This window comes from Bacillus methanolicus MGA3 (genome assembly GCF_000724485.1).
GTDB lineage: Bacteria > Bacillota > Bacilli > Bacillales > Cytobacillaceae > Bacillus_Z > Bacillus_Z methanolicus_A.
The window spans coordinates 887,008-909,514 of sequence record NZ_CP007739.1 but is presented as its reverse complement, the minus strand read 5'-3'; the positions used below and the strand labels follow the sequence as shown (position 1 = coordinate 909,514).

Annotated in this window: 20 protein-coding genes, 1 pseudogene and 1 other annotated feature; of the genes and pseudogenes, 6 read left to right on the top strand and 15 right to left on the bottom strand. The window is 36.6% G+C overall.

All coding sequences use genetic code 11. The annotated features are described in order from the left end of the window. Positions 1 to 11: 11 nt before the first annotated feature. The 3 genes from BMMGA3_RS04520 to BMMGA3_RS04510 form a co-directional block, all read right to left on the bottom strand. Positions 12 to 812: an NAD kinase gene (locus BMMGA3_RS04520; protein WP_004433632.1), complete on the bottom strand. Its 801-nt coding sequence runs from the start codon at positions 810 to 812 to the stop codon at positions 12 to 14. Positions 813 to 857: 45 nt separating this feature from the next. Beyond that, on the bottom strand, positions 858 to 1,493 hold the full coding sequence (locus BMMGA3_RS04515; RefSeq protein WP_004433630.1) for a GTP diphosphokinase: 636 nt from the start codon (positions 1,491 to 1,493) through the stop codon (positions 858 to 860). 68 nt (positions 1,494 to 1,561) lie between these two features. After that, positions 1,562 to 1,921, bottom strand: coding sequence for a UPF0738 family protein (locus tag BMMGA3_RS04510; protein WP_004433628.1), 360 nt, complete (start codon positions 1,919 to 1,921; stop codon positions 1,562 to 1,564). A gap of 136 nt (positions 1,922 to 2,057) precedes the next feature. Here BMMGA3_RS04510 and BMMGA3_RS04505 point away from each other — a divergent pair, with 136 nt between their 5' ends. The 4 genes and pseudogenes from BMMGA3_RS04505 (at position 2,058) to BMMGA3_RS04490 (ending at position 4,808) form a co-directional block, all read left to right on the top strand. Further along, positions 2,058 to 2,636 (top strand): CYTH domain-containing protein, encoded by a 579-nt coding sequence (locus BMMGA3_RS04505; RefSeq protein ID WP_004433626.1) that lies wholly within the window; start codon positions 2,058 to 2,060, stop codon positions 2,634 to 2,636. Positions 2,637 to 2,658: 22 nt separating this feature from the next. Then, positions 2,659 to 3,288, top strand: coding sequence for a lytic transglycosylase domain-containing protein (locus tag BMMGA3_RS04500; RefSeq protein WP_004433624.1), 630 nt, complete (start codon positions 2,659 to 2,661; stop codon positions 3,286 to 3,288). A 232-nt stretch (positions 3,289 to 3,520) separates the two neighbouring features. Then, a pseudogene (locus tag BMMGA3_RS04495) lies at positions 3,521 to 3,927 on the top strand (globin). Continuing rightward, positions 3,924 to 4,808 carry a ClpXP adapter SpxH family protein gene (locus BMMGA3_RS04490; RefSeq protein WP_004433620.1) on the top strand — a complete coding sequence of 295 codons (885 nt, stop codon included), beginning with the start codon at positions 3,924 to 3,926 and terminating at the stop codon, positions 4,806 to 4,808. Before BMMGA3_RS04495 ends, BMMGA3_RS04490 begins: the two are co-directional and overlap by 4 nt. Before the next feature lie 587 nt (positions 4,809 to 5,395). On the opposite strand, the gene pepF is transcribed toward BMMGA3_RS04490, so the two are convergent. From pepF to spxA, 5 genes are all read right to left on the bottom strand, one after another. After that, on the bottom strand, positions 5,396 to 7,213 hold the full coding sequence (gene pepF / locus BMMGA3_RS04480) for an oligoendopeptidase F (protein WP_004433617.1): 1,818 nt from the start codon (positions 7,211 to 7,213) through the stop codon (positions 5,396 to 5,398). A gap of 126 nt (positions 7,214 to 7,339) precedes the next feature. Beyond that, positions 7,340 to 8,536 carry a competence protein CoiA gene (locus tag BMMGA3_RS04475; RefSeq protein WP_004433615.1) on the bottom strand — a complete coding sequence of 399 codons (1,197 nt, stop codon included), beginning with the start codon at positions 8,534 to 8,536 and terminating at the stop codon, positions 7,340 to 7,342. Between the two features lie 99 nt (positions 8,537 to 8,635). After that, complete coding sequence (cls, locus tag BMMGA3_RS04470) at positions 8,636 to 10,147, bottom strand: cardiolipin synthase (protein ID WP_004433613.1); 1,512 nt, start codon at positions 10,145 to 10,147, stop codon at positions 8,636 to 8,638. 84 nt (positions 10,148 to 10,231) lie between these two features. Continuing rightward, positions 10,232 to 10,900 (bottom strand): adaptor protein MecA, encoded by a 669-nt coding sequence (gene mecA, locus BMMGA3_RS04465; RefSeq protein ID WP_004433611.1) that lies wholly within the window; start codon positions 10,898 to 10,900, stop codon positions 10,232 to 10,234. A 327-nt stretch (positions 10,901 to 11,227) separates the two neighbouring features. Beyond that, positions 11,228 to 11,623, bottom strand: a complete 396-nt coding sequence (gene spxA / locus BMMGA3_RS04460) for a transcriptional regulator SpxA (protein WP_004433609.1) — start codon at positions 11,621 to 11,623, stop codon at positions 11,228 to 11,230. 556 nt (positions 11,624 to 12,179) lie between these two features. Here spxA and BMMGA3_RS04455 point away from each other — a divergent pair. Beyond that, entirely contained in the window at positions 12,180 to 12,365 is a 186-nt protein-coding gene (locus BMMGA3_RS04455) for a hypothetical protein (RefSeq protein WP_004433608.1), read from the top strand. A gap of 413 nt (positions 12,366 to 12,778) precedes the next feature. Here BMMGA3_RS04455 and BMMGA3_RS04450 read toward each other — a convergent pair whose 3' ends face one another. The 5 genes from BMMGA3_RS04450 to BMMGA3_RS04430 all read right to left on the bottom strand — a co-directional run bounded on the left by BMMGA3_RS04450 (position 12,779) and on the right by BMMGA3_RS04430 (position 18,400). Next, positions 12,779 to 13,714: an ABC transporter ATP-binding protein gene (locus tag BMMGA3_RS04450; protein WP_004433607.1), complete on the bottom strand. Its 936-nt coding sequence runs from the start codon at positions 13,712 to 13,714 to the stop codon at positions 12,779 to 12,781. Position 13,715: 1 nt separating this feature from the next. Continuing rightward, positions 13,716 to 14,783, bottom strand: coding sequence for an ABC transporter ATP-binding protein (locus BMMGA3_RS04445; RefSeq protein WP_004433606.1), 1,068 nt, complete (start codon positions 14,781 to 14,783; stop codon positions 13,716 to 13,718). 12 nt (positions 14,784 to 14,795) lie between these two features. Then, positions 14,796 to 15,713, bottom strand: a complete 918-nt coding sequence (locus BMMGA3_RS04440) for an ABC transporter permease (RefSeq protein WP_004433605.1) — start codon at positions 15,711 to 15,713, stop codon at positions 14,796 to 14,798. A 2-nt stretch (positions 15,714 to 15,715) separates the two neighbouring features. Next, positions 15,716 to 16,651, bottom strand: coding sequence for an ABC transporter permease (locus tag BMMGA3_RS04435; protein WP_004433604.1), 936 nt, complete (start codon positions 16,649 to 16,651; stop codon positions 15,716 to 15,718). A gap of 105 nt (positions 16,652 to 16,756) precedes the next feature. Then, complete coding sequence (locus tag BMMGA3_RS04430; protein WP_004433603.1) at positions 16,757 to 18,400, bottom strand: peptide ABC transporter substrate-binding protein; 1,644 nt, start codon at positions 18,398 to 18,400, stop codon at positions 16,757 to 16,759. Between the two features lie 582 nt (positions 18,401 to 18,982). Next, positions 18,983 to 19,322, top strand: a binding site (T-box leader). A gap of 100 nt (positions 19,323 to 19,422) precedes the next feature. Between BMMGA3_RS04430 and trpS the strand changes: the two genes are divergently transcribed. Further along, positions 19,423 to 20,412, top strand: a complete 990-nt coding sequence (trpS, locus tag BMMGA3_RS04425; protein ID WP_004433600.1) for a tryptophan--tRNA ligase — start codon at positions 19,423 to 19,425, stop codon at positions 20,410 to 20,412. Between the two features lie 33 nt (positions 20,413 to 20,445). On the opposite strand, the gene BMMGA3_RS04420 is transcribed toward trpS, so the two are convergent. Together BMMGA3_RS04420 and BMMGA3_RS04415 are read right to left on the bottom strand one after the other, a co-directional pair. Then, a complete protein-coding gene (locus tag BMMGA3_RS04420; protein ID WP_004433599.1) occupies positions 20,446 to 21,192 on the bottom strand; it encodes a YjbA family protein in 747 nt (248 codons plus the stop codon). A 474-nt stretch (positions 21,193 to 21,666) separates the two neighbouring features. Then, positions 21,667 to 22,380, bottom strand: coding sequence for a DUF2268 domain-containing putative Zn-dependent protease (locus BMMGA3_RS04415; RefSeq protein ID WP_237712819.1), 714 nt, complete (start codon positions 22,378 to 22,380; stop codon positions 21,667 to 21,669). Between the last annotated feature and the right edge of the window lie 127 nt (positions 22,381 to 22,507).

The following is a 22,507-nucleotide window of genomic DNA, read 5'->3' as shown; positions in this document are numbered from 1 at the left end:
CCTGTTTTCAATTAATTTTTATCTGATATAAATGAATCGCGTACCCTTTTCCAAAAAGGAAAAGGCCTGAATCGCGCAAACCGGATTTTCTCATCAGCCACTCTATATTGGATTGACTTAACATCTTTATGAAGAAGCGTCAAATGGTCAATGGTAATTTGGAAATCCGGTTCATTGACCGGCTTCAGCATACATGTATGGTGGGAAGGCAATATGAGCGGAGAACCGACTGTCCTAAAAATCCGATTGTTGATCGACGCCATTTCCGTTACCTGAATTGCTGAGATAGAAGGATGAAGAATGGCCCCTCCCAGCGCCTTATTATATGCTGTACTTCCTGACGGTGTGGAAATGCAAAGCCCATCACCGCGAAACCGTTCAAAATGATCTCCGCGGATTTCAACATCCATGACAAGTGTGCCTTCAACAGCTCTAACAGTGGATTCATTTAATGCCAAATATCGTGTTTCTTTTCCTCCGTGCTGGTAGCGGATAATGACTTCTAATAGAGGATACTCAATCACTTGATAAGGAGTTTTCGCAATGGCAATCACTAGCTTTTCGATTTCATCAGGCACCCAGTCAGCATAGAAACCAAGGTGCCCCGTATGAACACCGACAAACGCAGTTTTGTCAAGACGGCTGCTGTACCGGTGAAAAGCATATAATAATGTACCGTCTCCTCCGACAGAAATAACAATATCCGGCTGATCTTCATCGTAAATAAGATCAAATTCCAATAATTGAGATCTCATTTTATGCATAAGAGTGTTCGATTTTGGATCCCCTTTAGTCGTAAACGCAAATTTCATTGAACAAAAACTCCTCTTTTTATTAATAATCAAAGCGGAATAACGTTACATGTCTCCATCTTGCTGCAATTCTTTCTTCCGTGTAAAAAATGCCTGGGCTTCTTGGATTTCTCCCCTAATTTGCGACATTTCCTCATCAAGGAGAAAAGCCGCTTCGGCTGCTCTTTGCAATCGAATCCGTATATCTTCAGGAAATTGTCCTTTATATTTATAATTCAGAGAATGTTCAATGGTTGCCCAGAAATTCATCGCAAGTGTCCGAATTTGAATTTCCGCTAAGATTTTCTTTTCTCCTTCTATTGTTTGAACAGGATAACGGATCACGACATGATAAGATCTGTATCCGCTTGCTTTTTTATGTGAAATATAATCTCTCTCTTCAACAATCTCAAAATCATTTCTGTTTCTTAAAAGCTCGACAACCCGCATAATATCGTCAACAAACTGGCACATCATGCGCAGACCGGCAATATCCTGCATTTCTTCTAATCTGTCAAGAGGAATGCCTTTTTGGTTTGCTTTATCTAAAATACTGGCAATAGGTTTCACTCTTCCCGTAACAAATTCAATTGGCGAGTGAGTCGAATGCAGTTCAAATTGGCTTCTCATACCTTTAAGTTTTACCTTAAGTTCTTCCACAGCTTGTTTGTATGGTGCTAAAAACAAATCCCAATGCTTCACTAATAAAATCACCTCATCCGGTTATCGTAAATCATTAAACATTGTGAACGGATGTTTTTTGAACAAATTTAAAAAGTGTTTTCCACTTTTTCAACCATTTCCTCTCCGTAGTTACTATTCCCCTTTATATTTTCGATCAAGTACCTTAACTCATTATGAAAATTTATTAATTCAAGTGTTTCACCTTGGCCGACTAAATAAGCAGGAATCTCAGTATCAAGCGCCTCCCTTAATTGTGCCCAGCATGACTCAGAAAGTACAATATATGTATAATCATCCTTATTTTCTGTTAGATAAATAAAAGAAAAATTATCAGAATCAACTAGGATCTGGCCGACAGCTTTTAAATCAGAAATGGGCGATTCTGTCTCCAGAAGTAATTGATTTTCCTTTATTTGCGCACTTTGAATATGAATTTTTTGTTTCATGTTATCATCAACCTCCATGCTCTTTCCTATTTTATCATATAGAATTCATTTCTCCCAAAATTGAAACATTAAAGCAATTATTTTCCTGATTTTTTGATATTATAATAGTGAATGAAATCGTGAGGAGAGAACAAAATTGTCTCAGCAAATTGAAATTGAATTTAAAAACCTGCTTACGAAAGACGAATTTCAACGTATTCAGAAAGTTTTTCATATAAAAAGCACAAATTTTTCCAAACAAATCAATCATTATTTTGATACTGATCTATTTTCATTAAAGGAACTGGGTTCGGCTTTGCGGATAAGAGAAAAAAACGGCTTTTTTGAATTGACATTAAAGCAGCCTGTAGATGGAGGGCTGCTTGAAACGAATCAGAAAATCAATTCCTATGAAGCAGAAAAAATGCTTCGTCACCTAACATTTCCTGAAGGGAAAATTAGGACAATACTACAGAATTTAAACATAAACCTTTCAGATTTAGAATACCTTGGCTCTTTAACAACCTTAAGAGCAGAACAAAAATATAAAGGAGGTTTGCTTGTTTTTGACCACAGTTACTATTTAAATAAGGAAGATTTTGAGATAGAATATGAGGTAACTAATAGAGAAGAAGGTCAAAAAATTTTTATGGATTTGCTCAATGAACTGAATATTCCGTTACGAAATACTGAAAACAAAATAAAACGGTTTTTCAAAGCAAAAAACAACTTATAATTTCGTAAGGAGAACTTGTTTGATGAATGTGGAAATGTTAAAAGCAATGCTTGAATTACAAGCTCTTCAGTATTTCAACCAGCCTTTGCAAACTTCAAATAATTCTTCACTATTTCAAGAGCTGTTAACTGATTTTATTGAGGAAGAAGAACTTTCATCACTTTCAAATCCACAAAAAGGATTGTCGGCATCGGCACAAACGGCAGATTCAGCCGTTCCCGTGTTCAATGGTCCTAATCTGCCGCCAATCCAGCTAACAAAATTGTCAGGCTGCAAAACCAATTATGACAGCCTGATCGAAAAGGCAGCAAGCATCTACGAGCTTCCGGCCAAGCTTATTAAAGCAGTTATTAAGCAGGAATCGAATTTCAATCCAAATGCTGTCAGTCGTGCAGGTGCTTCAGGACTTATGCAGCTTATGCCTGAAACTGCACGGGAATTAGGTGTTCAAAACATTTTTGATCCTGAAGAAAACATTCTCGCTGGAAGCAAGTATTTAAAGAAACTGTTTGACAAATATAACGGAAATATTGAGCTTACATTAGCAGCCTATAACGCCGGACCAGGAAACGTTGATAAATATAGAGGAATCCCTCCTTTTAAAGAAACACAAAATTATGTAAAAAAAGTTACCAGCTTATTCTATGCTTAATATTTGTTAATCGACAATCCCGCTTTGTTACTCATAACAAGCGGGATTGTCCTTGAAATTGGACATAATGAAGGTGCAAGGCTATTTGTTTGAGATAAGAATTTCCGGCTGATACAATAAAGAAAAACACAAGAACAAAAAATGATTATTTCCGCAAAGAGCGATCTTATGATCTCGAGGCCCTGGCGAATGAAGCTTGCCAAATAAAACATAAGTTAAAGGAGTCGTTATTATGGTCGAGAGAATGCATCCACCATTCGATGCCATCGGCAAAGAAACGCTTCACCGGCTTGTTGTGGCGTTTTATCGCCGTGTTGGACAGCATCCGGATCTCACTCCGATTTTTCCAGAAGCCTAACTGAAACTGCCAGAAAACAAGAGCAGTTTCTAACTCAATATTTGGGCGGCCCTCCTTTATACACAAATGAACATGGACACCCAATGCTCAGGGCCCGCCATCAGCCATTTGAAATCACCCCTGCCCGTGCAAAAGCATGGCTTGCATGTATGAATGAAGCAATGGATGAAGTTGGTCTGGAGGGAGAAATTAGAAAAGATTTTTTCTCAAGGCTTGTATTAACTGCCCAGCACATGATTAACACACCAGATAAAAATGAAGTTCAAGGTGAAAGTAAGTGAGAGAACAAAAGCAAACATACAATAACAGGGCTTCCTCACATCATTGCCACGGAATAGAGAATAAACCGATCGAACTCTATATGTTCGTGGACCCGCTTTGTCCAAAATGCTGGGCTTTAGAACCCGTAATAAAAAAGCTCCAAATTGAGTATGGCCGCTATTTTTCAATAAAACATATTTTAAGCGTCCGACTAACTTCCTTGAATTTAGGAAGTAAGAAAAATTACGAATCGGTAGCTGAGCTTTGGGAAAAGACTGCAAGTCGCTCAGGAATGTCCTGTGACGGCAGCCTATGGCTTGAAAACCCGATTTCTTCCCCATATCTTGCATCAATGGCAATTAAAGCTGCTGAGCTTCAAGGTAGAAGAGCCGGCATCCGCTTTTTGCGAAAAATTCAGGAAATAATATTTTTAGAAAAGCAAAATGTTTCCGATGTTGCTGTGCTAAAGGAATGTGCCAAAAGCGTCGGTCTTGATGTTGAAGAATTTTTAGCAGATATTCATTCGAACAGTGCAGCTAAGGCTTTTCAGTGTGATTTAAAAATCACTTCAGAAATGGAGATTAATGAAATTCCTGCTCTTGTTTTTTTCAATCAGCGCATCGAAGAAGAAGGAATCAAAATAACGGGTTGTTATCCTTATGAAATTTACGTACAAATTCTTGAAGAAATGCTGCAAGAAAAGCCGGAACGAGCTGAACCTCCTTCTTTAGAAGTTTTTCTAAAGCATTTTAAGCTTGTCGCTTCAAAGGAAGTGGCAGTCGTATATAACTTATCGATCAATGAAGTTGAGAAGGAAATGAAGAAGCTTTTATTAAAGCAGAAAGTTGAACAAATCCCTGCAAAACACGGAACATTTTGGAGATATAAAGAAGAAGAATAAGAAAAAGACCATTCAGCGGCCTCGCTGCATGGTCTTTTTCTTTATATAATACGAACAAAGGGGATGGGAGAAATTTTTCACGGTCAAACAAAGGGGTATTTGTTTGCTTGTGATCAACTTCACATCTGTAATATATCATGAAAAAAATGATCATGACAATAAGTTTGTGTTTTATTTCACAATATTGTCAAAATCACTGCATGATTAATTGGACATGGGCATACAATGTTGTTATAGAAAAGTTCATGTTCGGTGGTTTGAAATTCTTATTTGGCAGTTATAAGTCGATTTTTCGTCGCAATAATCACTAATCCACACTTTGAACCCGAATATTCGCCGTTGCGGGAGGGGAACGATATTGCAAAATCTTATTTTGATTTTAATGATCTTGTTTATCCTTTTCTCTTTTGTTCTTCATCTATTTGGTTTAATGAAGCTTATTTCCGTCTTTTTTACCGGACCGATTTTGTTTTTCTCCTTATTTTTTTTCGTATATTATATAAACAACCGCAATCGGTTTAGAGGTTTTTAGATGCTGATTTATAAAGGTCTGACTCCCGCCAACAGAGTCAGACCTTTTTTTCATATTATGAAAGCAAACTTTCCATTTCATTTAATTTTTCTTCAAAAACTTTACATGCTTCTTCAATCGGTTTTGGACTCGTCATATCAACTCCTGCTTTTTTGAGCACCTCAATCGGATAATCGGAACTGCCAGCTTTTAAAAATTCAATATAACGGCTTACCGCCGGCTCGCCTTCTTCAAGAATTTGTTTGCTTAATGCTGTTGCAGCACTGAAGCCGGTTGCATATTGGTACACATAATAATTGTAATAAAAATGAGGTATTCTGGCCCACTCGAGTCCAATTTCTTCATCAATTTCAATATCTTCCAAACCAAAATATTTCTTATTTAGTTCATAATATTCTTTCGTTAACGTATCAGCTGTCAATGGCTCATGATTTTGTGCTTTTTGATGAATGAGATGTTCAAATTCTGCAAACATCGTTTGGCGAAACACCGTTCCTCTGAACCCTTCCAAATAATGATTCAGCAAATAAAGACGTTTTTTCTCATCATCAATTGTTTTTAAAAGATAATCATTCAACAGTGCTTCATTGCATGTTGAAGCAACCTCAGCGACAAATATTGAATAGTTGCCATAAGGGTAAGGCTGATTTTTGCGTGTAAAGTAACTGTGAACAGAATGGCCAAATTCGTGGGCTAGTGTAAATAAATTATTTACATTGTCCTGCCAATTCATTAAGATATATGGATTTGTTCCATATGCTCCTGAAGAGTAGGCCCCGCTTCGCTTGCCCTTATTTTCACGTACGTCAACCCAGCGGTTCTCAAAACCTTCTTTTAGCACATTTACGTAATCTTCTCCCAACGGGGCCAGGCCCTTTACAATGATCTCCTTTGCCTCTTCATAAGTAATTTCCATTTTCACGTCTTTAACAAGTGGAGTGTATAAATCATACATATGAAGTTTATCTAAACCAAGAACTTTTTTTCGCAGCTTGACGTAACGGTGCAATAAATGAAGATTATCATTTATTGTATTTACAAGATTATCGTATACACTTTCTGGAATGTTATTTGCTGCCAATGCAGCATGGCGGGCCGAGTTGTATTTACGAACTCGTGCGTTAAAATTATCCTTTTTCACCGTACCGCTTAAAGTGCTGGCAAATGTATTCCGGTACTTCCCATAAGTGCTGTAAACTGCCATAAATGCATCTTTTCGAACCCTGCGGTCGCTGCTTTCAAGGAATCGGATGTACCGTCCATGAGTTACTTCTACTTCTTCTCCGTTCTCATCTTTAATGCTCGGAAACACAAGATCTGCATTATTTAACATTCCGAATGTATTGCTTGATGCATTCATGACCTCAGCTGCTTCTGCCAAAAGTGCCTCCTGCTCGGCAGAAAGGACATGAGGCCTTTGTAAATTGATTTCTTCTAATGCGTGTTTATACAACCTCAATTCTTCTTTTTCTTCTAAGAAGGCGGCAACCTTTTGTTCTTCAATTGACAATATTTCAGGAACAATAAAAGCAAGAGCGCTCGCTGCTTGTGAATAAAGGTTTTTTATTCTGTCATCCATTCCTTGGTAAAAAGAATTGGTTGTATCTTGGTCATAACGCATATGCGCGTATGTATACAGTTTTCCAAGGCGTTCTAATAGTTGGTCCTGAAATGTTAGCGCATTATATAACTCATCTGCATTTTCTCCGAGCTTCCCTTTATAACGATTAATACCAGGAATTAACTTCTTTACTTCTTCAAATTCTTTTTCCCATTCATCATCAGTTGCAAAAATATCCTCTAGCCTCCAAGTTTCTTCAACTGGAATTTCATTTCTAGCTGGCAATTTTTTCACTGCTTTATTATTTGACATAACCATCCTCCGTTCAACTTTTCGAATAATGAAATAAATTCAACCTTCGCCTGAAAAATCCTTCCTAAATAATGAGTGATTTATCCACTCCCTATTGTATGTTCTATAGTCCCAAACATACAAAAATCAAAGGTTTTGTTCAATGATTTTGCTATATTGTTGATAAAAGCTTTCCTCCAGATTTGTTTTTTGAAATGAATTTTCAGGCATGGACATTGTGGAAACACGGTATGATTTTTGACTTGTTTTTGTTAATACTCCTGTTTTTGAAAGCAAAGATAAATACTCCCAAACAGCAAAAGAAGGATGTCCCTTTTCAATTAATGGAAAATCACGAACTTTTATGTGCTTTCTTTTTACCCTGGAGACAAAAGATGAATAAACTTGATCAAACGTGATCATATCACCGGATCGGCAGTTTTTAAAAATATCAATCCAAATATAGCCTTGCCAAATGATTGGAGAAGTTTCGATATAAGGACTATGAAAGACAGGAAGTCCGATACACGGAGGAAAAAGTGAGATATTTAAATAATGCTTATAGATCTCTTTAAGAAACGGATTAGAGTAAGCTCTCGATCCCCTGACGAGCTGCCGCTTAAAATTTTCGATTCCTTTTCTCCAATCAATACATGAAAAATTGTTTTTCAATCTTGGATAAATAAGGTCATTTAGAGAGGAAGATGCGAGAGGAGTTAAAGACATTGATACGATCGCATTCCTTATGGATAGTGGAATAATTGAGTGAAGAAATATGAATTGGCAAGTATTGGGGCAAAAAAACGGAATGAACGTAGTACGACCCATTTTTCGTAAGAAAAGATAATGAAAGCTTGAGATAGAGGCAGAATTTTTGCCTTTGCGATTTAGTTGATTTTCTCCTATTATCCATATAGGAATGAAGCCATTAACAATGTAGCTTTCCGTTCGTTTTCTGATAATTTCCTCCGGAATAACCGAACATTGAAATTCAATCACGTATTTTTTATTGTCATGAAGAAACAAAATATCAGGTCTTTGCCTTATTTCAGGCAGAAATGGCTCAAGAGCTGGTTTTGCCCCTTCCTTTTTTAACCACTCATATAACTTCAGCTTGCCTGCTAAGTGGTAATCGGATTCTCGTTCATAATGATCCCAACTGCAGGACTGTTCCTTTTGATGTGCAAAATGAGCGATCTTTTTGGACCCAATTTTTAAAATTACCTTTTGGCGGCATACCGGGCAATAAAATTCCTCCTTTTTATAATGCTTGCGGAGCAATTCTCGATTCTGGAAATCTCCCAAAGAAAATAACTCGCCGTTTTTTCTCCTTGCTGTAAGCAATTAAAAAACCTCCTTTCATATGAAGGAGTTCGCTATTTATTTAGAAAATCCTTCAAAAAAAGAAGGGTCTGACCCTTTGCACTTGAGCCAGCCCTTTCTTTAAAGTAAAGGCGACAAAAGCCTTGATGTCGATTCTAAGAGGCGATATCCTATATGGCGTTTATTAAATGTTTCTGGGTCAATCTGCGTCGAGTGTTCTAAATCATTTAAGTACTCCCTCACCAATGCTTGAGTGCTTCGAGTCCTATACAAAAATGCATTTACTTCAAAATTCAAATGAAAACTGCGCATGTCCATATTAGACGTTCCAATTGAAGCAAGCTCATGGTCGACAATAATAATTTTACTGTGCATAAATCCTTTTTCATATTGATAAATTTTTACTCCAGCTTCAAGAAGCTCAGGAAAATAAGAACGCGACGCATGAAATACAATTCGTTTATCTGGCTTTTTCGGAACAAGCAATCGAACATCAAGGCCGCTTAAGGCTGTAATTTTAATAGCAGAGAAAATATCTTCATCCGGGATAAAATATGGTGAAGCAATCCATACAGATTCTTTAGCTGATGTAATCATTGAAAAGAAAATATTTTTCAAAACACTCCATTCATTATCCGGTCCCCCGGCAATCAGCTGAACACCCCCATGAATATTTTCCTTCAGTTGAGGCGACAAATACTCAGCAGTCAAAAAGCTGTGATTGGTCATATAGTACCAATCCTGCAAGAAAATTAGCTGCAGTGACCTGACAGCTTCACCCTCGACCATTAAATGTGTATCGCGCCAAAAACCAAAATTCTCATCACGCCCTAAGTATTCGTCTCCGATATTCAATCCACCTACAAAACCGATCGTACCGTCAATGACAATGATCTTCCGGTGGTTTCGGAAATTAAATTTACTATTTAAAAATGGAAGCTTAACAGGTCCGAATGCAACCATTTCAACACCGGCGTTTCTTAATTCTTTTATGTATTTTTTCGAAAGCTGCCACGATCCTACAGCGTCATATAAAAATCGGACCTTAACTCCTTCTTTTGCTTTACGTATCAGGATATTCTTAATTTTCTGACCAATATCATCATGACGGACAATATAATATTCAAGATGAATATGATGTGTCGCCTGATCGAGCGCTTTTAGAATATGGTCAAAAGTTTCATGCCCGTTCGTTAATACTTTTGTTGCAGTTGCAAATGAAATAGGACTATTTCCAAGTTTTTGCGCCAACCGAAAGAGCCTTTTCTGGTGATCACCCATTTGTTTAATCTTTTCTTCGCTTTTCGGGTCTGTTTCCCCTTCAATTTGAAGAAAGGCCTGTTTATCAAGAAAATATTTTTTGCGGAACATTCTTTCTTTGCGATAGTTCTGCCCAAATAGTAAATAAAATATAAATCCGACTAAAGGAAAACTGCCAAGTACAACCAGCCATGTAAGCGTTTGGGTTGGATGGCGGTTTTCCAGGAAAATAACAAATCCGATAAAAATGACAGAGAGAGTAATCAATATACTTAAGTAACCTAATAGTCCCCCAGAAATTTTTTCTTGGAAGAAATAATATACACCGCTTAAAATAATGAAATATATTATGATTCTTACCGTATTTTTCAACATTACTCACCGCCATTTTTCTGCAAAAATAAATCAAAATATTCATGAAAAAATACCGATTTCATTGCCGAAATCGGTAAAATTTTAAGTAAAATATTGTCTGATTGTACGGAATACATCATGAGTGATAATCTGTTTTCCATACTCTTCAACACGGTGAATTGTTGTATATGCCTCTGTTCCAAATTCCAAAAGAAAACTTAGAACATTATCTATCTCATCTTCTTCATACTCTTCTTCAGGAAATTCAATATATAAATAATATTTCCCTTCGAATGAAAAGAGTTTTGTTTCCAAAGAATCAAGTTCGGTATTACGAGAGAGAGAAATTAAGTCCTCAAAATCAGTAAACGTAAGCAGAAAATCAAGGTTGCCATCGTCTATTCCATCGTTAACTTCTTCAATCTTTGGATGAAAATGTTGATCAAGGAGATCTTCAATTCGCTCATCAACAGGCTGATCCCTAAATTTTTCATCAGGTATCGGTAATTCAAATTTTTGTCCGTCTTTCGATAGCTGAGCTTTCGTGACAAGGATTTCAAGTCCTTTTTCAAGCGCTTGAACTTGAATCCAAAGCGGGCCTTCCACTGCGAAATCTTCTTCCTGATGAATTTCCTCCATCATTTCCCAAAAAAGTTCCTCGCTCCGCTCTCGATTATACCAAATCTCTTCTCGATCAAAGCCTCTTTCTTCTATATCAACATAAGAGATATAAAACTTAACTGTATTCTCATTTATTCGTTCAATTTCCATTTAAAAACTCTCCCTTCCGATAAATAGATTGAAGGGACTAAATACCCCCATACAGACATGTTGTTCTTTTCTTTATAATCCTAATCCCAAAAGCTAATCACTTTAGAAATAGTTAGCACTAGAAAAATAGTACCTTGTACTCCTATTTTATGATAAAAAGTGCAATAAGGGAAACAAAATGTAGTTGTATAAATAAAATTAGTCATTTAACTATTGCAGATGAAAATATATTATTATATATTACCAAAAATATATGCTGTATTCAATAATAATCTGTATAAATAAAAAACCTTCATTTTCATGAAATTGAAAATGAAGGCTTATCTATTAATTTACAAGGCGCTGTGCTTCACGAAGCTGGTAAGTGCGTACCTTTCGTGGAAGAAATCTGCGGATTTCATCCTCATTGTAGCCCACTTGCAAGCGTTTTTCATCCATAATGATCGGGCGTCTTAACAAGCCTGGGTTATTCTTTATCAGCTCAAACAATTCCTGTAATGGCATTGTATCTAAATTAACATCAAGTTTTTGGAACGTCTTTGACCTAGTCGAAATTATTTCATCTGTTCCATCTTCAGTCATTCGAAGGATTTCTTTAATTTCTTCGATTGATAAAGGTTCAGCGAAAATATTTCTTTCTCTATAAGGTATATCGTGTTCTTCAAGCCATTGTTTGGCTTTTCTGCATGATGTACAACTTGGTGAAGTGTATAATGTGACCATCTCCAAATCACACTCCCTTTAAAATAATATATATACTAAACAATCTAGGTTAAAGCAAAATACTGGAAGTTAATTAAAACTGATTAAAAATTAAAATTACTTTAATGAAGTAATTTATATCGTTTATTATACACCACAGGCTGTACGATTTGTATCTTTTTTTATAAAAATGATATAAGTCTTATGCAGGGTTTTTTTATTTTTATGTAAACCATACTATAAGACGAAAAACTCATTAAAAAGTTTCATATTTACTGCTTATATTTACTTTTTTTATTATTATTCGTCCAATTAAAAAAAATTTTGTACATTTCTGGAGAATTAAAATAAAAACAGGCTTAATCATTTACTACCCAGATATTTTAATTCTAAACTTATTTCTCAATTAGTTCTTGAAAATGAAAATTAGGTTTCAAATTTCCAATACTGGGTATTATTAGAATTTCATGCAGATCCCACTCTTTTAATGCATCCAAATTTCTATTAAAATATTAGTAACAAAAATTTTCTTTATTCCAAACAACCTAAATTGCGATAATGAAAATGGAGGTTTATAATGGTTGGATTCCTAACAGATTTTACAATGTTCGCTTTACTTGTCATCGGGATTACGGCAATAATGGGCGTATTCACAAATGGAATCGGTGAAAAACTTTTTGGCGTCAAACGTAAGTCCGAATTTGTAGATCAGTCTTTAAGAGTACAAAACGGTTGGAAAACCGTTGGAGGAAAAAAAGGCTAATTTAAGTAGTTCAAAACCATTAACAACTAAGAAGGTGCATAAACAGGGCTGACTCAAACCAGATGCCAGCAACCCCTAGTTGCTAAATATTGACATGTTTAGTAACTGCATACGGGAGCCTGGCACTTATGGGTCAGCCATTTTTTGTTTGTTGTTATTAATACAACTCGTATTCATCTAAAATAAAAAGAGTGAAAATTTATAATAGTATTTTTTATCAAATTGTTGTATGATTAATGCAAACGTAAATACATTAACGTATAAAAGAGTATAGTGTATTTCTATTTCAAAAAGATCATAATGATTTGGGGTCGTTTTATCTGCTGTTTGAAAGGATTTAGCTAAACCTGCCAAGAAATTTATGCAAAAGGAAACGATCTCAAATATGAGATCGTTTCTTATTACCTATTTCTTTATTTTTTGATTTGTTCTTTATATTGCGCAAATTCTTTTTCAGAGCAGTAAACAAAATGGCCCGGACTTATTTCGCGCATTTCGAGCTGTTCACCTTCAGCATAATTATGCACTCTTGGATCATATGGTATTCTTCTGCGCGTTCTTTCAGTTTCCGGATCTGGAAGAGGGATCGCAGATAATAGTGACTTCGTGTATGGGTGCATCGGATTTTTATAAAGGTCATCTGCCGGTGCAAGTTCCACTAACTTTCCAAAGTACATAACACCAATGCGATCACTTATATATTTTACCATAGACAGATCGTGGGCAATAAATAAGTATGTTAATCCTTTTTCACGCTGAAGCTTTTTCAACAAGTTAACAACCTGTGCTTGAATTGAAACGTCCAGCGCAGAAATCGGCTCATCTGCAATAATAAATTCCGGTTCCACAGCAAGAGCACGTGCAATTCCAATACGCTGCCTTTGTCCTCCCGAAAATTCATGCGGATAGCGGTTTGCATGTTCTTTGTTTAAACCAACTGTTTCAAGCAATTCATAAACTCTTTGCATCCGCTCTTGTTTGTTTTTTGCAAGACCATGGATGTCAATGCCTTCAGCAATGATATCCGCAACCGTCATCCTTGGATTCAAGGAAGCATACGGATCCTGAAAAATCATTTGCATTTTGCGGTTAAATTTTTTCAATTCTTTCTTTGATTTTTTTCCGTGTACATTTTCACCTTTAAAAAGGACTTCTCCGTCTGTAGCATCATAAAGTCGTATTATAGTCCGGCCAGTTGTTGACTTGCCACAGCCTGATTCGCCAACAAGGCCAAGAGTTTCACCTTTATAAATATCAAAGGTGACTCCATCAACCGCTTTTACCATATTTGGTTTTCCAACATTAAAATATTGTTTTAGATTTTTAATCTCAAGAAGTTTTTCAGGCATATTACTTACCCTCCTTCACTAATATCGGCTTTTCAAAAGCGGAGGATATCTTGCGCATACGCTTCTTAACTGCTTCAGGCGGTTCAACTTTAGGTGCATCCGGATGAAGAAGCCATGTTTTTGCAAAATGAGTTTCTGAAATTTGGAATAATGGCGGTTCTTCTTCGTAATCGATCGCCAGTGCATACTTATTCCTTGCTGCGAAAGCGTCTCCTTTAGGAGGGTTTGTTAAATCAGGAGGTGTTCCCGGAATAGCAGCAAGCTCTGCCTTATCATCATTTTCAAGACTTGGCATTGATGCAAGCAAGCCCCATGTATATGGATGGCGCGGATCATAAAAAATCTCATCAACAGTACCCATTTCGACAATTTGGCCTGCATACATAACGGCTACACGATCAGCCATATTGGCTACAACACCAAGATCATGGGTAATAAATATAATCGATGTGCCCATTTTTTGCTGAAGGTCTTTCATGAGCTCTAAAATTTGCGCTTGAATGGTAACATCAAGTGCGGTTGTTGGTTCGTCAGCAATTAACAGCTTAGGATTTGCTGCAAGTGCAATCGCAATCATCGCACGTTGTCTCATTCCACCGGAAAATTCATGCGGATATTGGTTAACGCGTTTTTCCGGCATTGGAATACCAACTAAACGAAGCAATTCAATTGCACGTTCTTTCGCTTGGGCAGTCGGCATATTTTGATGTTTGATGAGAACTTCCATAATCTGACGACCGACTTTCATTGTTGGATTCAACGATGTCATAGGATCTTGGAAAATCATGCTGATTTCTTTTCCGCGAATTTTTTCCATTTGTTTATCTGTTTTATGAACAAGATCTTCACCATTAAACAAAATTTGCCCGCCTGTAATTTTGCCAGGTGGCATCGGAATTAATTTCATAATCGTTTGCGATGTTACACTTTTTCCTGACCCTGATTCGCCAACGATTGCAAGAGTCTCGCCCTTATGAAGGTCAAAACTGACTCCGCGAACAGCTTTCACTTCTCCTCCATAAGTTTGGAATGAGACTTCTAAATTTTTAACTTCTAGTATTTTTTCCATTTTCTCACTCCCTTATTTGCGTAATCTTGGGTCTAATGCATCGCGCAGTCCATCCCCGATCACGTTAAATGCGAAGATTGTTAAGCTAATAAACGTTGCAGGGAAGAATAAACGCCATGGATAGTATCTTAATGCCGGAAGACCTTCTGACGCCATCGTACCCCAACTGGCTAACGGAGGTGTTAAACCAAGTCCTAGAAAGCTAAGGAATGATTCAACAAAGATAGCTGAAGGAATTGTCAATGTCATTGTTACAAGAATTTGACCCATTGTATTCGGAATTAAGTGGCGAATCATAATGCGCGATGTGCTTGCTCCTAACGTTTTGGCTGCAAGTACATATTCCTGGTTTTTTAATGACAATACTTGTCCGCGTACGATCCGTGCCATATTAATCCAGCCAGTTATCGTCATGGCAAGTATCATTGTTCCTAAACCTTGTCCTAACACAACCATTAATATAATAACTAAGAGCAAGTAAGGAACACCGTACAAGATATCGGCAATACGCATCATAATTTCATCAGTGCGTCCGCCTTTATAACCGGAAATACCTCCCCAGAGAACACCGATAAAAAAGTCAACAAGTGCCGCTACCACTCCGATAAAAATGGAAATTCGCGCACCTTGCCATGTCCGAGCAAAAATGTCACGGCCGAGATCATCTGTACCAAACCAATGCTCAGATGAAGGCGGCTTATTGGTATTTGTTAGATCGTTTGTTGCATAATCAAATTTTGTCATGTATGGTCCAAAGATCGCCATGATAATAAGTAATATCAAAAGTACAACACCAAACATGGCAAGTTTGTTTTTTCTAAAACGGATAGACACGTCTTTCCAGAAAGAAAGACTAGGTTTTGAGATTTTTTCTGCGTCTGATGTTTTTGGTCCAACAATTTGAAACTTTTCTTTTGATATCTGCTGCATTGTTACTCTCCTTTCTTCCTGCCTGCCAATTTGATGCGTGGGTCAATTAAACCATACGCAATGTCGACAAGGAGAATAGACGCTAAAAGTAAAATACTATAGAAGACTGTTACACCCATGATGACGGTGTAATCGCGATTGGTGATGCTAGTGACAAAGTGGCTGCCCAAACCTGGAATACCAAAAATCTTTTCTATTACGAAACTTCCAGTAATGATCCCTGCAGAAAGCGGTCCCAAATAGGAAACAACAGGTAAGAGAGCATTTCGGATCGTATGTTTCATCGTGATAACACCCTGGCTTAGACCTTTTGCTTTTGCAGTTCTAATATAGTCATTACTTAACACTTCGAGCATGCTTGAACGTGTTAAACGAGCAATAAACGCCATTGGCGTTGAAGCAAGCGCCAAAGCCGGCAAAACAGTATGCATAAATGATTCCCAGCGTGCAACTGGGAAAATACCCCACTTAATAGCCAAGAAGTATTGCAAGAACGTTGCCATGATAAATGACGGAACTGAAATTCCTGCAACAGCAATAACCATAGCTGAATAGTCTTGCCATTTATTATGTTTAAGTGCTGCAATGACTCCTAATAAAATACCAAATGCAACTGCAATTAAGATTGCTTCAATTCCCAGTGCCAGTGAAACTGGAAAGCCTTCGTTAATTAAATCATTAACGGTGCGTGCTTTATATTTAAATGAAGGACCTAAATCCCATTCAACAATTCTTTTTAGATAATCCCCGTACTGGGCATACCATGGCTTGTTAAGACCGTAATGCTCATTAAGGCTCGCCTCAATTTCAGGAGGCAATTTTTTTTCAGATGTAAAAGGGTTTCCTGGTGCTAATCTCATTAAGAAAAACGTCACTGTAATAATTAACCATAAGGATATTCCCATATACAGCAAACGTTTTGCAATGTATTTTGCCAACAGACACACCTCCATTATTTTCTAATAAAGTGCTTTATTCAGAAACGAAGGTATATGGACAGAAAGCCCATATACCTTTGGATATTTTTCATTCAATTTTACGGCTTATTCAAGATATGCCCACTTTAATTGTACGTCTCCCAAACCAGATACAACCGCACCTTTCAAGTTGTCTTTTTGCAGCCAAGTGTTAGTGTAGAAATAAATTGGCGCAACAGGCATGTCTTCGATAAAGATTTTTTCAGCGTCTTTTAGCATTTGCGTACGTTTTTCAGGATCGCTTTCTTTTTGTGAATCGATTAAGAGTTTCTTAAATTGAGGATTTTCCCATCTTGTATCGTTGTTACCGCCATTTTTATCGCGGTACAGTTCAAGGAAGTTGATCGGATCGTTAAAGTCACCAAGCCAGCCCATACGGCCGATCATATAATCACCAGAGTGAAGCTTGTCTATATAAACGTTCCACTCAGAATTGTCAAGTTTTACGTTAATGCCAAGATCTTTTTTCCACATATCTTGAACTGCCTGTGCAATTTTTTGGTGCCCTTCATCTGTATTATAAGAAAGAGTGATTGTCGGCAATTGAGAAACATCTTTTAAACCTAGTTCTTTTAAACCTTTAGCCAAGAACTCTTTTGCTTTTTTAACATCATGATCCTTGAAATATCCTTTTTCGTTTTCTTTAAACATTGAAGGAGGAACAGCCGCCATCGCAGGAATCTCTCCGCCTTGAGAGATATTTTCAACGATAGCCTTACGGTTGATTGCATAAGCTAACGCTTTACGAATGTTTTTGTTGTTTAAAGGCGGTTTTTCAGTTTGGAACTTATACCAGTAAGTACCTGCAATTGGCTTAACATGAAGTTTACCTTCATCCTTCAATTGCGGAAGAACGTCAGTTGGAAGTTCTCCAAATGGCTTACCTGCCCAATCCAATTCCCCGTTATCAAACATAGAAAGCTCAGTGTTTGGATCGTTGATCATATACATTTCAACTTTTTTAAGTTTTACAGCATCTGCATCCCAGTAATTTTCGTTCTTTTCAAGAACGATTTTGTCACTGTGCGACCATTGAACCATTTTGAAAGGTCCGTTAGAAGTATAATTTGCACCTGCATCGGTATACCATTTTGGATTTTTTTGAGCAATTTTGCTGTTTACAGGGAAATAAGTATAGAACGCTGTTAACTCCAGGAAGTATGGAGTTGGATTTTCAAGCGTAACTTCCAAAGTTTTATCATCGATAGCTTTAACGCCTACATCGTCAAGGGAACCTTTGCCTTCGTTAGCAGCTTGTGCACCTTTAATATAATAAAGCTGGTAGGCATATTGAGATTTGTTTTTAGGATCAAGAGCCCACTTCCAAGCATATACAAAGTCTTGGGCAGTTACAGGGTCTCCGTTTGTCCATTTTGCATCTTTGCGAATTTTAAATGTGTACTTTGTTAAATCATCGGACTTAGTAATTTTTTCTGCCATAGCAGGCTGAGGCTCGCCATTTTTGTCTATGCGAGTCAGACCTTCAAAAGTTTGATATAATACGTTGGCGGAAACTGAATCATTTGCCAATCCTGGATTTAATGAGAACGGCTCAGTTTTAATGTTTACACGTAATTCTTGCGGCACGTCCGATTTTTTTCCGCCGTCTCCTCCTTTGTCACTGTCAGCATTGTTTTTGCCTCCACATGCAGCAAGAAACATGCTTAAAACAAGCAACATGCTAAAAAAGATTGATAATCTTTTTTTCACGGTTTTACCCCCCTATAAAAAATTCCGCAAACGTTCCTACGAAATGTCCTTCCTTCTATAAACAACTGTACGCCTCAGGTATATTTCTTAAATAATCTGTCAATTTAAATAATATAAATCTCCAAACTATTTAAAGTACATAAAAAAATTAAAGTACATAAAAAAAACAAGTTTATAAGTTTCTTAATATCATTCTCTTTATTCTGAAAATTTCGAAGAGTTAAAAGAATGATCGTGAATTATAAACTTTGTAATCCCCTGAGTTTTACAGTTTTTTGAAGGATTTGTAACAATTTCGTAATGAAAGCGTTTGTTAGGTTTATTATAAATAGTTAAAAAAATTATTGCAAGTAGGTTTTCATTGCAGAAAATAATATTTGAACAAAGAAATTAGCAAAAATATCTTGAAATCAAGAATTTTTTCGATAAATTTTTTTAAAAACATTTTTAAAAAATTTGATTTTTATGGTCTTTTTGCAGCAAAAAAAGGTAAATATCCCTTGTGAATCATATTTCTCTTGCTCCCCTTGATTTTTTTACTTATTTAGGATATTTTATTTATTACTTAAGACTAATAATTACAGAGCGGCAATGATAAAGAGTAGTACGTTCGTCCATCGGTTTTCAGAGAGTTTGTGGCAGGTGGAAACAAACAACCAGGCGAACGGAATGGACTTTTGAGCCCCGGGAAGAATATTATCCTACGATAAAGTAATTTCCGGCGCGTTCCTTGCGTTAAAAGGGACGAGGCTGTCTCAAAAGCCTAAGGGTCAGACCCCATAACACAATATATAGGACATAATAATTGGATAAATGTGCTATATATTGATAAATACACATGAGTTCAGACCCATATGAGACAGCCTCAATGAGTGACTCTTAGGAGTAATTAGGGTGGCAACGCGGACCATTCGTCCCTATTTTTTAGGAACGAATGGTCTCTTTTATTTCGTTTCCATCTTGATCTACTTTCAGTTTTTGCTGCTCAAGCCAGCAATCTGGATTTTAAAGGAGGAAATTTAATGAAAACGATTTTTTCAGGTATTCAGCCGAGCGGCACGATCACAATTGGCAACTACATAGGCGCTATGAAGCAATTCGTTGAACTGCAGCATGAATACAATTGTTATTTTTGCATTGTGGATCAGCATGCAATAACCGTTCCGCAAGACAGGCTCGAATTAAGAAAAAATATTAGAAGTCTGGCAGCTCTTTATTTAGCTGTTGGAATTGATCCTAATAAAGCAACTTTATTTATTCAATCGGAAGTGCCAGCACATGCCCAGGCCGGATGGATGCTGCAATGTATCTCCTATATCGGTGAATTAGAGCGAATGACCCAATTTAAAGATAAATCAGCAGGGAAAGAAGCGGTTTCTGCAGGATTATTAACTTATCCGCCTTTAATGGCAGCGGATATTTTACTATACAATACAGATTTAGTTCCGGTTGGAGAAGACCAAAAACAGCATTTGGAACTTACACGCGATTTAGCTGAAAGATTCAACAAAAAATACAATAACATTTTTACGATTCCTGAAGTGCGAATACCGAAAGTAGGAGCACGGATTATGTCTCTCCAAGATCCTACTAAAAAAATGAGCAAATCCGACCCGAATCAAAAAGCTTTTATCACTCTCTTAGATGACCCTAAACAAATCGAAAAGAAAATAAAAAGCGCCGTGACCGATTCAGAAGGAATCATCAAATTTGACAAAGACAATAAGCCTGGAATTTCCAATCTGCTTACCATTTATTCGATTTTAACCAATAAGCCGATTGCGGAAATTGAAGAGAAATATGAGGGAAAAGGATATGGAGAATTCAAAGCTGACCTTGCACAAGTAGTTATAAATACATTAACACCTATCCAGCAAAAATATTATGAATTGATGGAATCAAGCGAGCTAGATGAAATTTTAGATCAAGGTGCAGAAAAAGCGAATTATGTTGCAAATAAAATGCTTAAAAAAATGGAAAATGCCATGGGTCTAGGAAGAAAAAGGAAATAACACACAAAAAAGGAGCTGTTTTGTCAGCTCCTTTTAATTTACTTTTGGACCATGTTCCATTTCCCACAACTTCTCAAAAAACGGTTGGCCTTTTATGATATTTTCACAAAATTGTTCATGCTTGTTTGACCATCCAATTTTTGTTGCCTCAAATAGCATCTTCCAAACATCATCGAATTGCAATTGTTGAATTTCTAGGTACTTTTCAGGACACCATTCAGTATACCAGTAGCGGACTTCCGCGACATTTTGTGAAGATTTCAATTGATCAAGCGCCATAAACAACAATTGTTTTAATTGTCTTTCTTTCCTCGTCAATCCTCTCATTAATTCAGGTTCAGGCGACAAAATATGGAAATTTTTCAATGATGATAGGTCATGAAAACTATAAAAGAGGGTTTCTTGGTTTTCAAGCATTTCATATACAAGCTGTTCTTGTCTTGGAATTAACCTGCTTTTTCGGATTGGGATATTATAACCAATTGTGTCAATGGCCATAATGCCTGTCCCATCTGATACTACACAACAATAATCAAGTTGGATTCTTTCGTGGTTTTTCCGTAAAAACGCTTTTTGGAAGATATCATTCAAAAGCTGTTGAGGCAATTCTGAGAGATCGTTCTCAATATAATTAAATAAGATGGCATCAATTTTTAGAAGCGGTACTTGGTCTAATAATTCTATTCTGTCATCTTTTCGCCATTCATAAAATTGGCAGACATTATATCCGTTCTCTTCCCCTTCAAACCAGTTCACCCAAACATCATGAAGATACAACATGATCATAACCCCTCACTTCAAGTAACTGTTTGTCATTAAGTATGGACAGAGGCGGAAAAAATTATTCCAAATTATTCTTTTTCTGCCAACATTTTTTATATTTTTTTGAACTTATTGAATGGTGATGAATATATGCTAAGTGAAATAAGAATTAAGCCAAAGGGAAGAAAATAACATTCAATGCGGGTGCTAATAAATTGTAAATAATTTATTAATCCATGACCAGTTGCCAACAAATTTAAATAGGCGACTATGCTGATTCCACCGGAGACTGCCAGACTAAATCCAAGCAAAAAGAAAAATAATCTAACTATCATATTCCCACTCTTCAAGTACTTGTACCATGCAACAATCACCCCTTATCTTGTCCTATTCCCTACTATACATATGCATGTCAGCCTTTATTTCTTACTTTTACACTTTTAAAAACAAAAAAACCCATTGTTCTGGGCTTTATAGTGTTTTAGCAGTTTGTTAATAGTCATTTTTAATTATGAATTTTTCCGAAGGCAAAAGAAAAGAAATTTTATCTGAATAATTTTTCTGTTTGCTTTTATATTGCGAGATCATATAAAATCCAAACGCATACCCAAGTAGCTTTGGGTACCTTCCACGACCATATAATAAATGGTCATGTATGTTTTCGTTTCGTTTCACAGAAAGATGATCAGACAAAAATTTTTTCCAAAAAAAAGAAAGCTCATTTTTTGTATAGTAATTGCACCATGGACCTAAATATTCCTTTCCGCAGTATTCCAGAACAGCATGCTCAGCCAATCCCTCGAGAACGATCGAATCAAGCAATGTATAATTTTCAGTATCTTTTTTTTGCCTGTTCATTCTGCATACATGATGATATTCATGAACAATTATTGATTCTAATTCTTTTTCTTTTTTTAAGGGTGTTAAGAAGAGAAACATTTTGTCTTTAAATGAAACTCCAGATTTTCCTGCGCTATTTTCACCAAAAATCTTTCTCCTTTCATTGATCGGAAAAATATAAACAGGAATGTCTGGTCCGTTCCATTTTGTTTTATATCGTTGAAAAATGCCTTCTGCTTTCTTCCAAATATCGTCCATTTTCAGTTCTTCAAAGCATCTTCGGCTGCGCGGATTCGGACGGTACATTCCAAACCCCTGCAAATACTCATAGATGCTTCGAGGATTCTGTTCAGAAAATTCCCCCAATAATTTGCTGCATATATCCACAGGTCGTTCAAAATCCTTTTCCAGCCATTCGTCAGTGCGGAGGATTCCCAGATCACTTCACTCCCCTGCTGCAGTTGTTTATGCTAGTTTATGGTGAATTCGGGTT

What these genes read in the sequence shown, in the direction of transcription:
- mecA (WP_004433611.1), bottom strand. Translation starts at nt 10,900, where the DNA reads ATGGAAATTGAACGAATAAATGAGAATACAGTTAAGTTTTATATCTCT.
- BMMGA3_RS04450 (WP_004433607.1), bottom strand. Translation starts at nt 13,714, where the DNA reads ATGCCTGAAAAACTTCTTGAGATTAAAAATCTAAAACAATATTTTAAT.
- trpS (WP_004433600.1), top strand. Translation starts at nt 19,423, where the DNA reads ATGAAAACGATTTTTTCAGGTATTCAGCCGAGCGGCACGATCACAATT.
- BMMGA3_RS04500 (WP_004433624.1), top strand. Translation starts at nt 2,659, where the DNA reads ATGAATGTGGAAATGTTAAAAGCAATGCTTGAATTACAAGCTCTTCAG.
- BMMGA3_RS04455 (WP_004433608.1), top strand. Translation starts at nt 12,180, where the DNA reads ATGGTTGGATTCCTAACAGATTTTACAATGTTCGCTTTACTTGTCATC.
- BMMGA3_RS04445 (WP_004433606.1), bottom strand. Translation starts at nt 14,783, where the DNA reads ATGGAAAAAATACTAGAAGTTAAAAATTTAGAAGTCTCATTCCAAACT.
- BMMGA3_RS04420 (WP_004433599.1), bottom strand. Translation starts at nt 21,192, where the DNA reads ATGTTGTATCTTCATGATGTTTGGGTGAACTGGTTTGAAGGGGAAGAG.
- BMMGA3_RS04440 (WP_004433605.1), bottom strand. Translation starts at nt 15,713, where the DNA reads ATGCAGCAGATATCAAAAGAAAAGTTTCAAATTGTTGGACCAAAAACA.
- pepF (WP_004433617.1), bottom strand. Translation starts at nt 7,213, where the DNA reads ATGTCAAATAATAAAGCAGTGAAAAAATTGCCAGCTAGAAATGAAATT.
- spxA (WP_004433609.1), bottom strand. Translation starts at nt 11,623, where the DNA reads ATGGTCACATTATACACTTCACCAAGTTGTACATCATGCAGAAAAGCC.
- BMMGA3_RS04520 (WP_004433632.1), bottom strand. Translation starts at nt 812, where the DNA reads ATGAAATTTGCGTTTACGACTAAAGGGGATCCAAAATCGAACACTCTT.
- BMMGA3_RS04510 (WP_004433628.1), bottom strand. Translation starts at nt 1,921, where the DNA reads ATGAAACAAAAAATTCATATTCAAAGTGCGCAAATAAAGGAAAATCAA.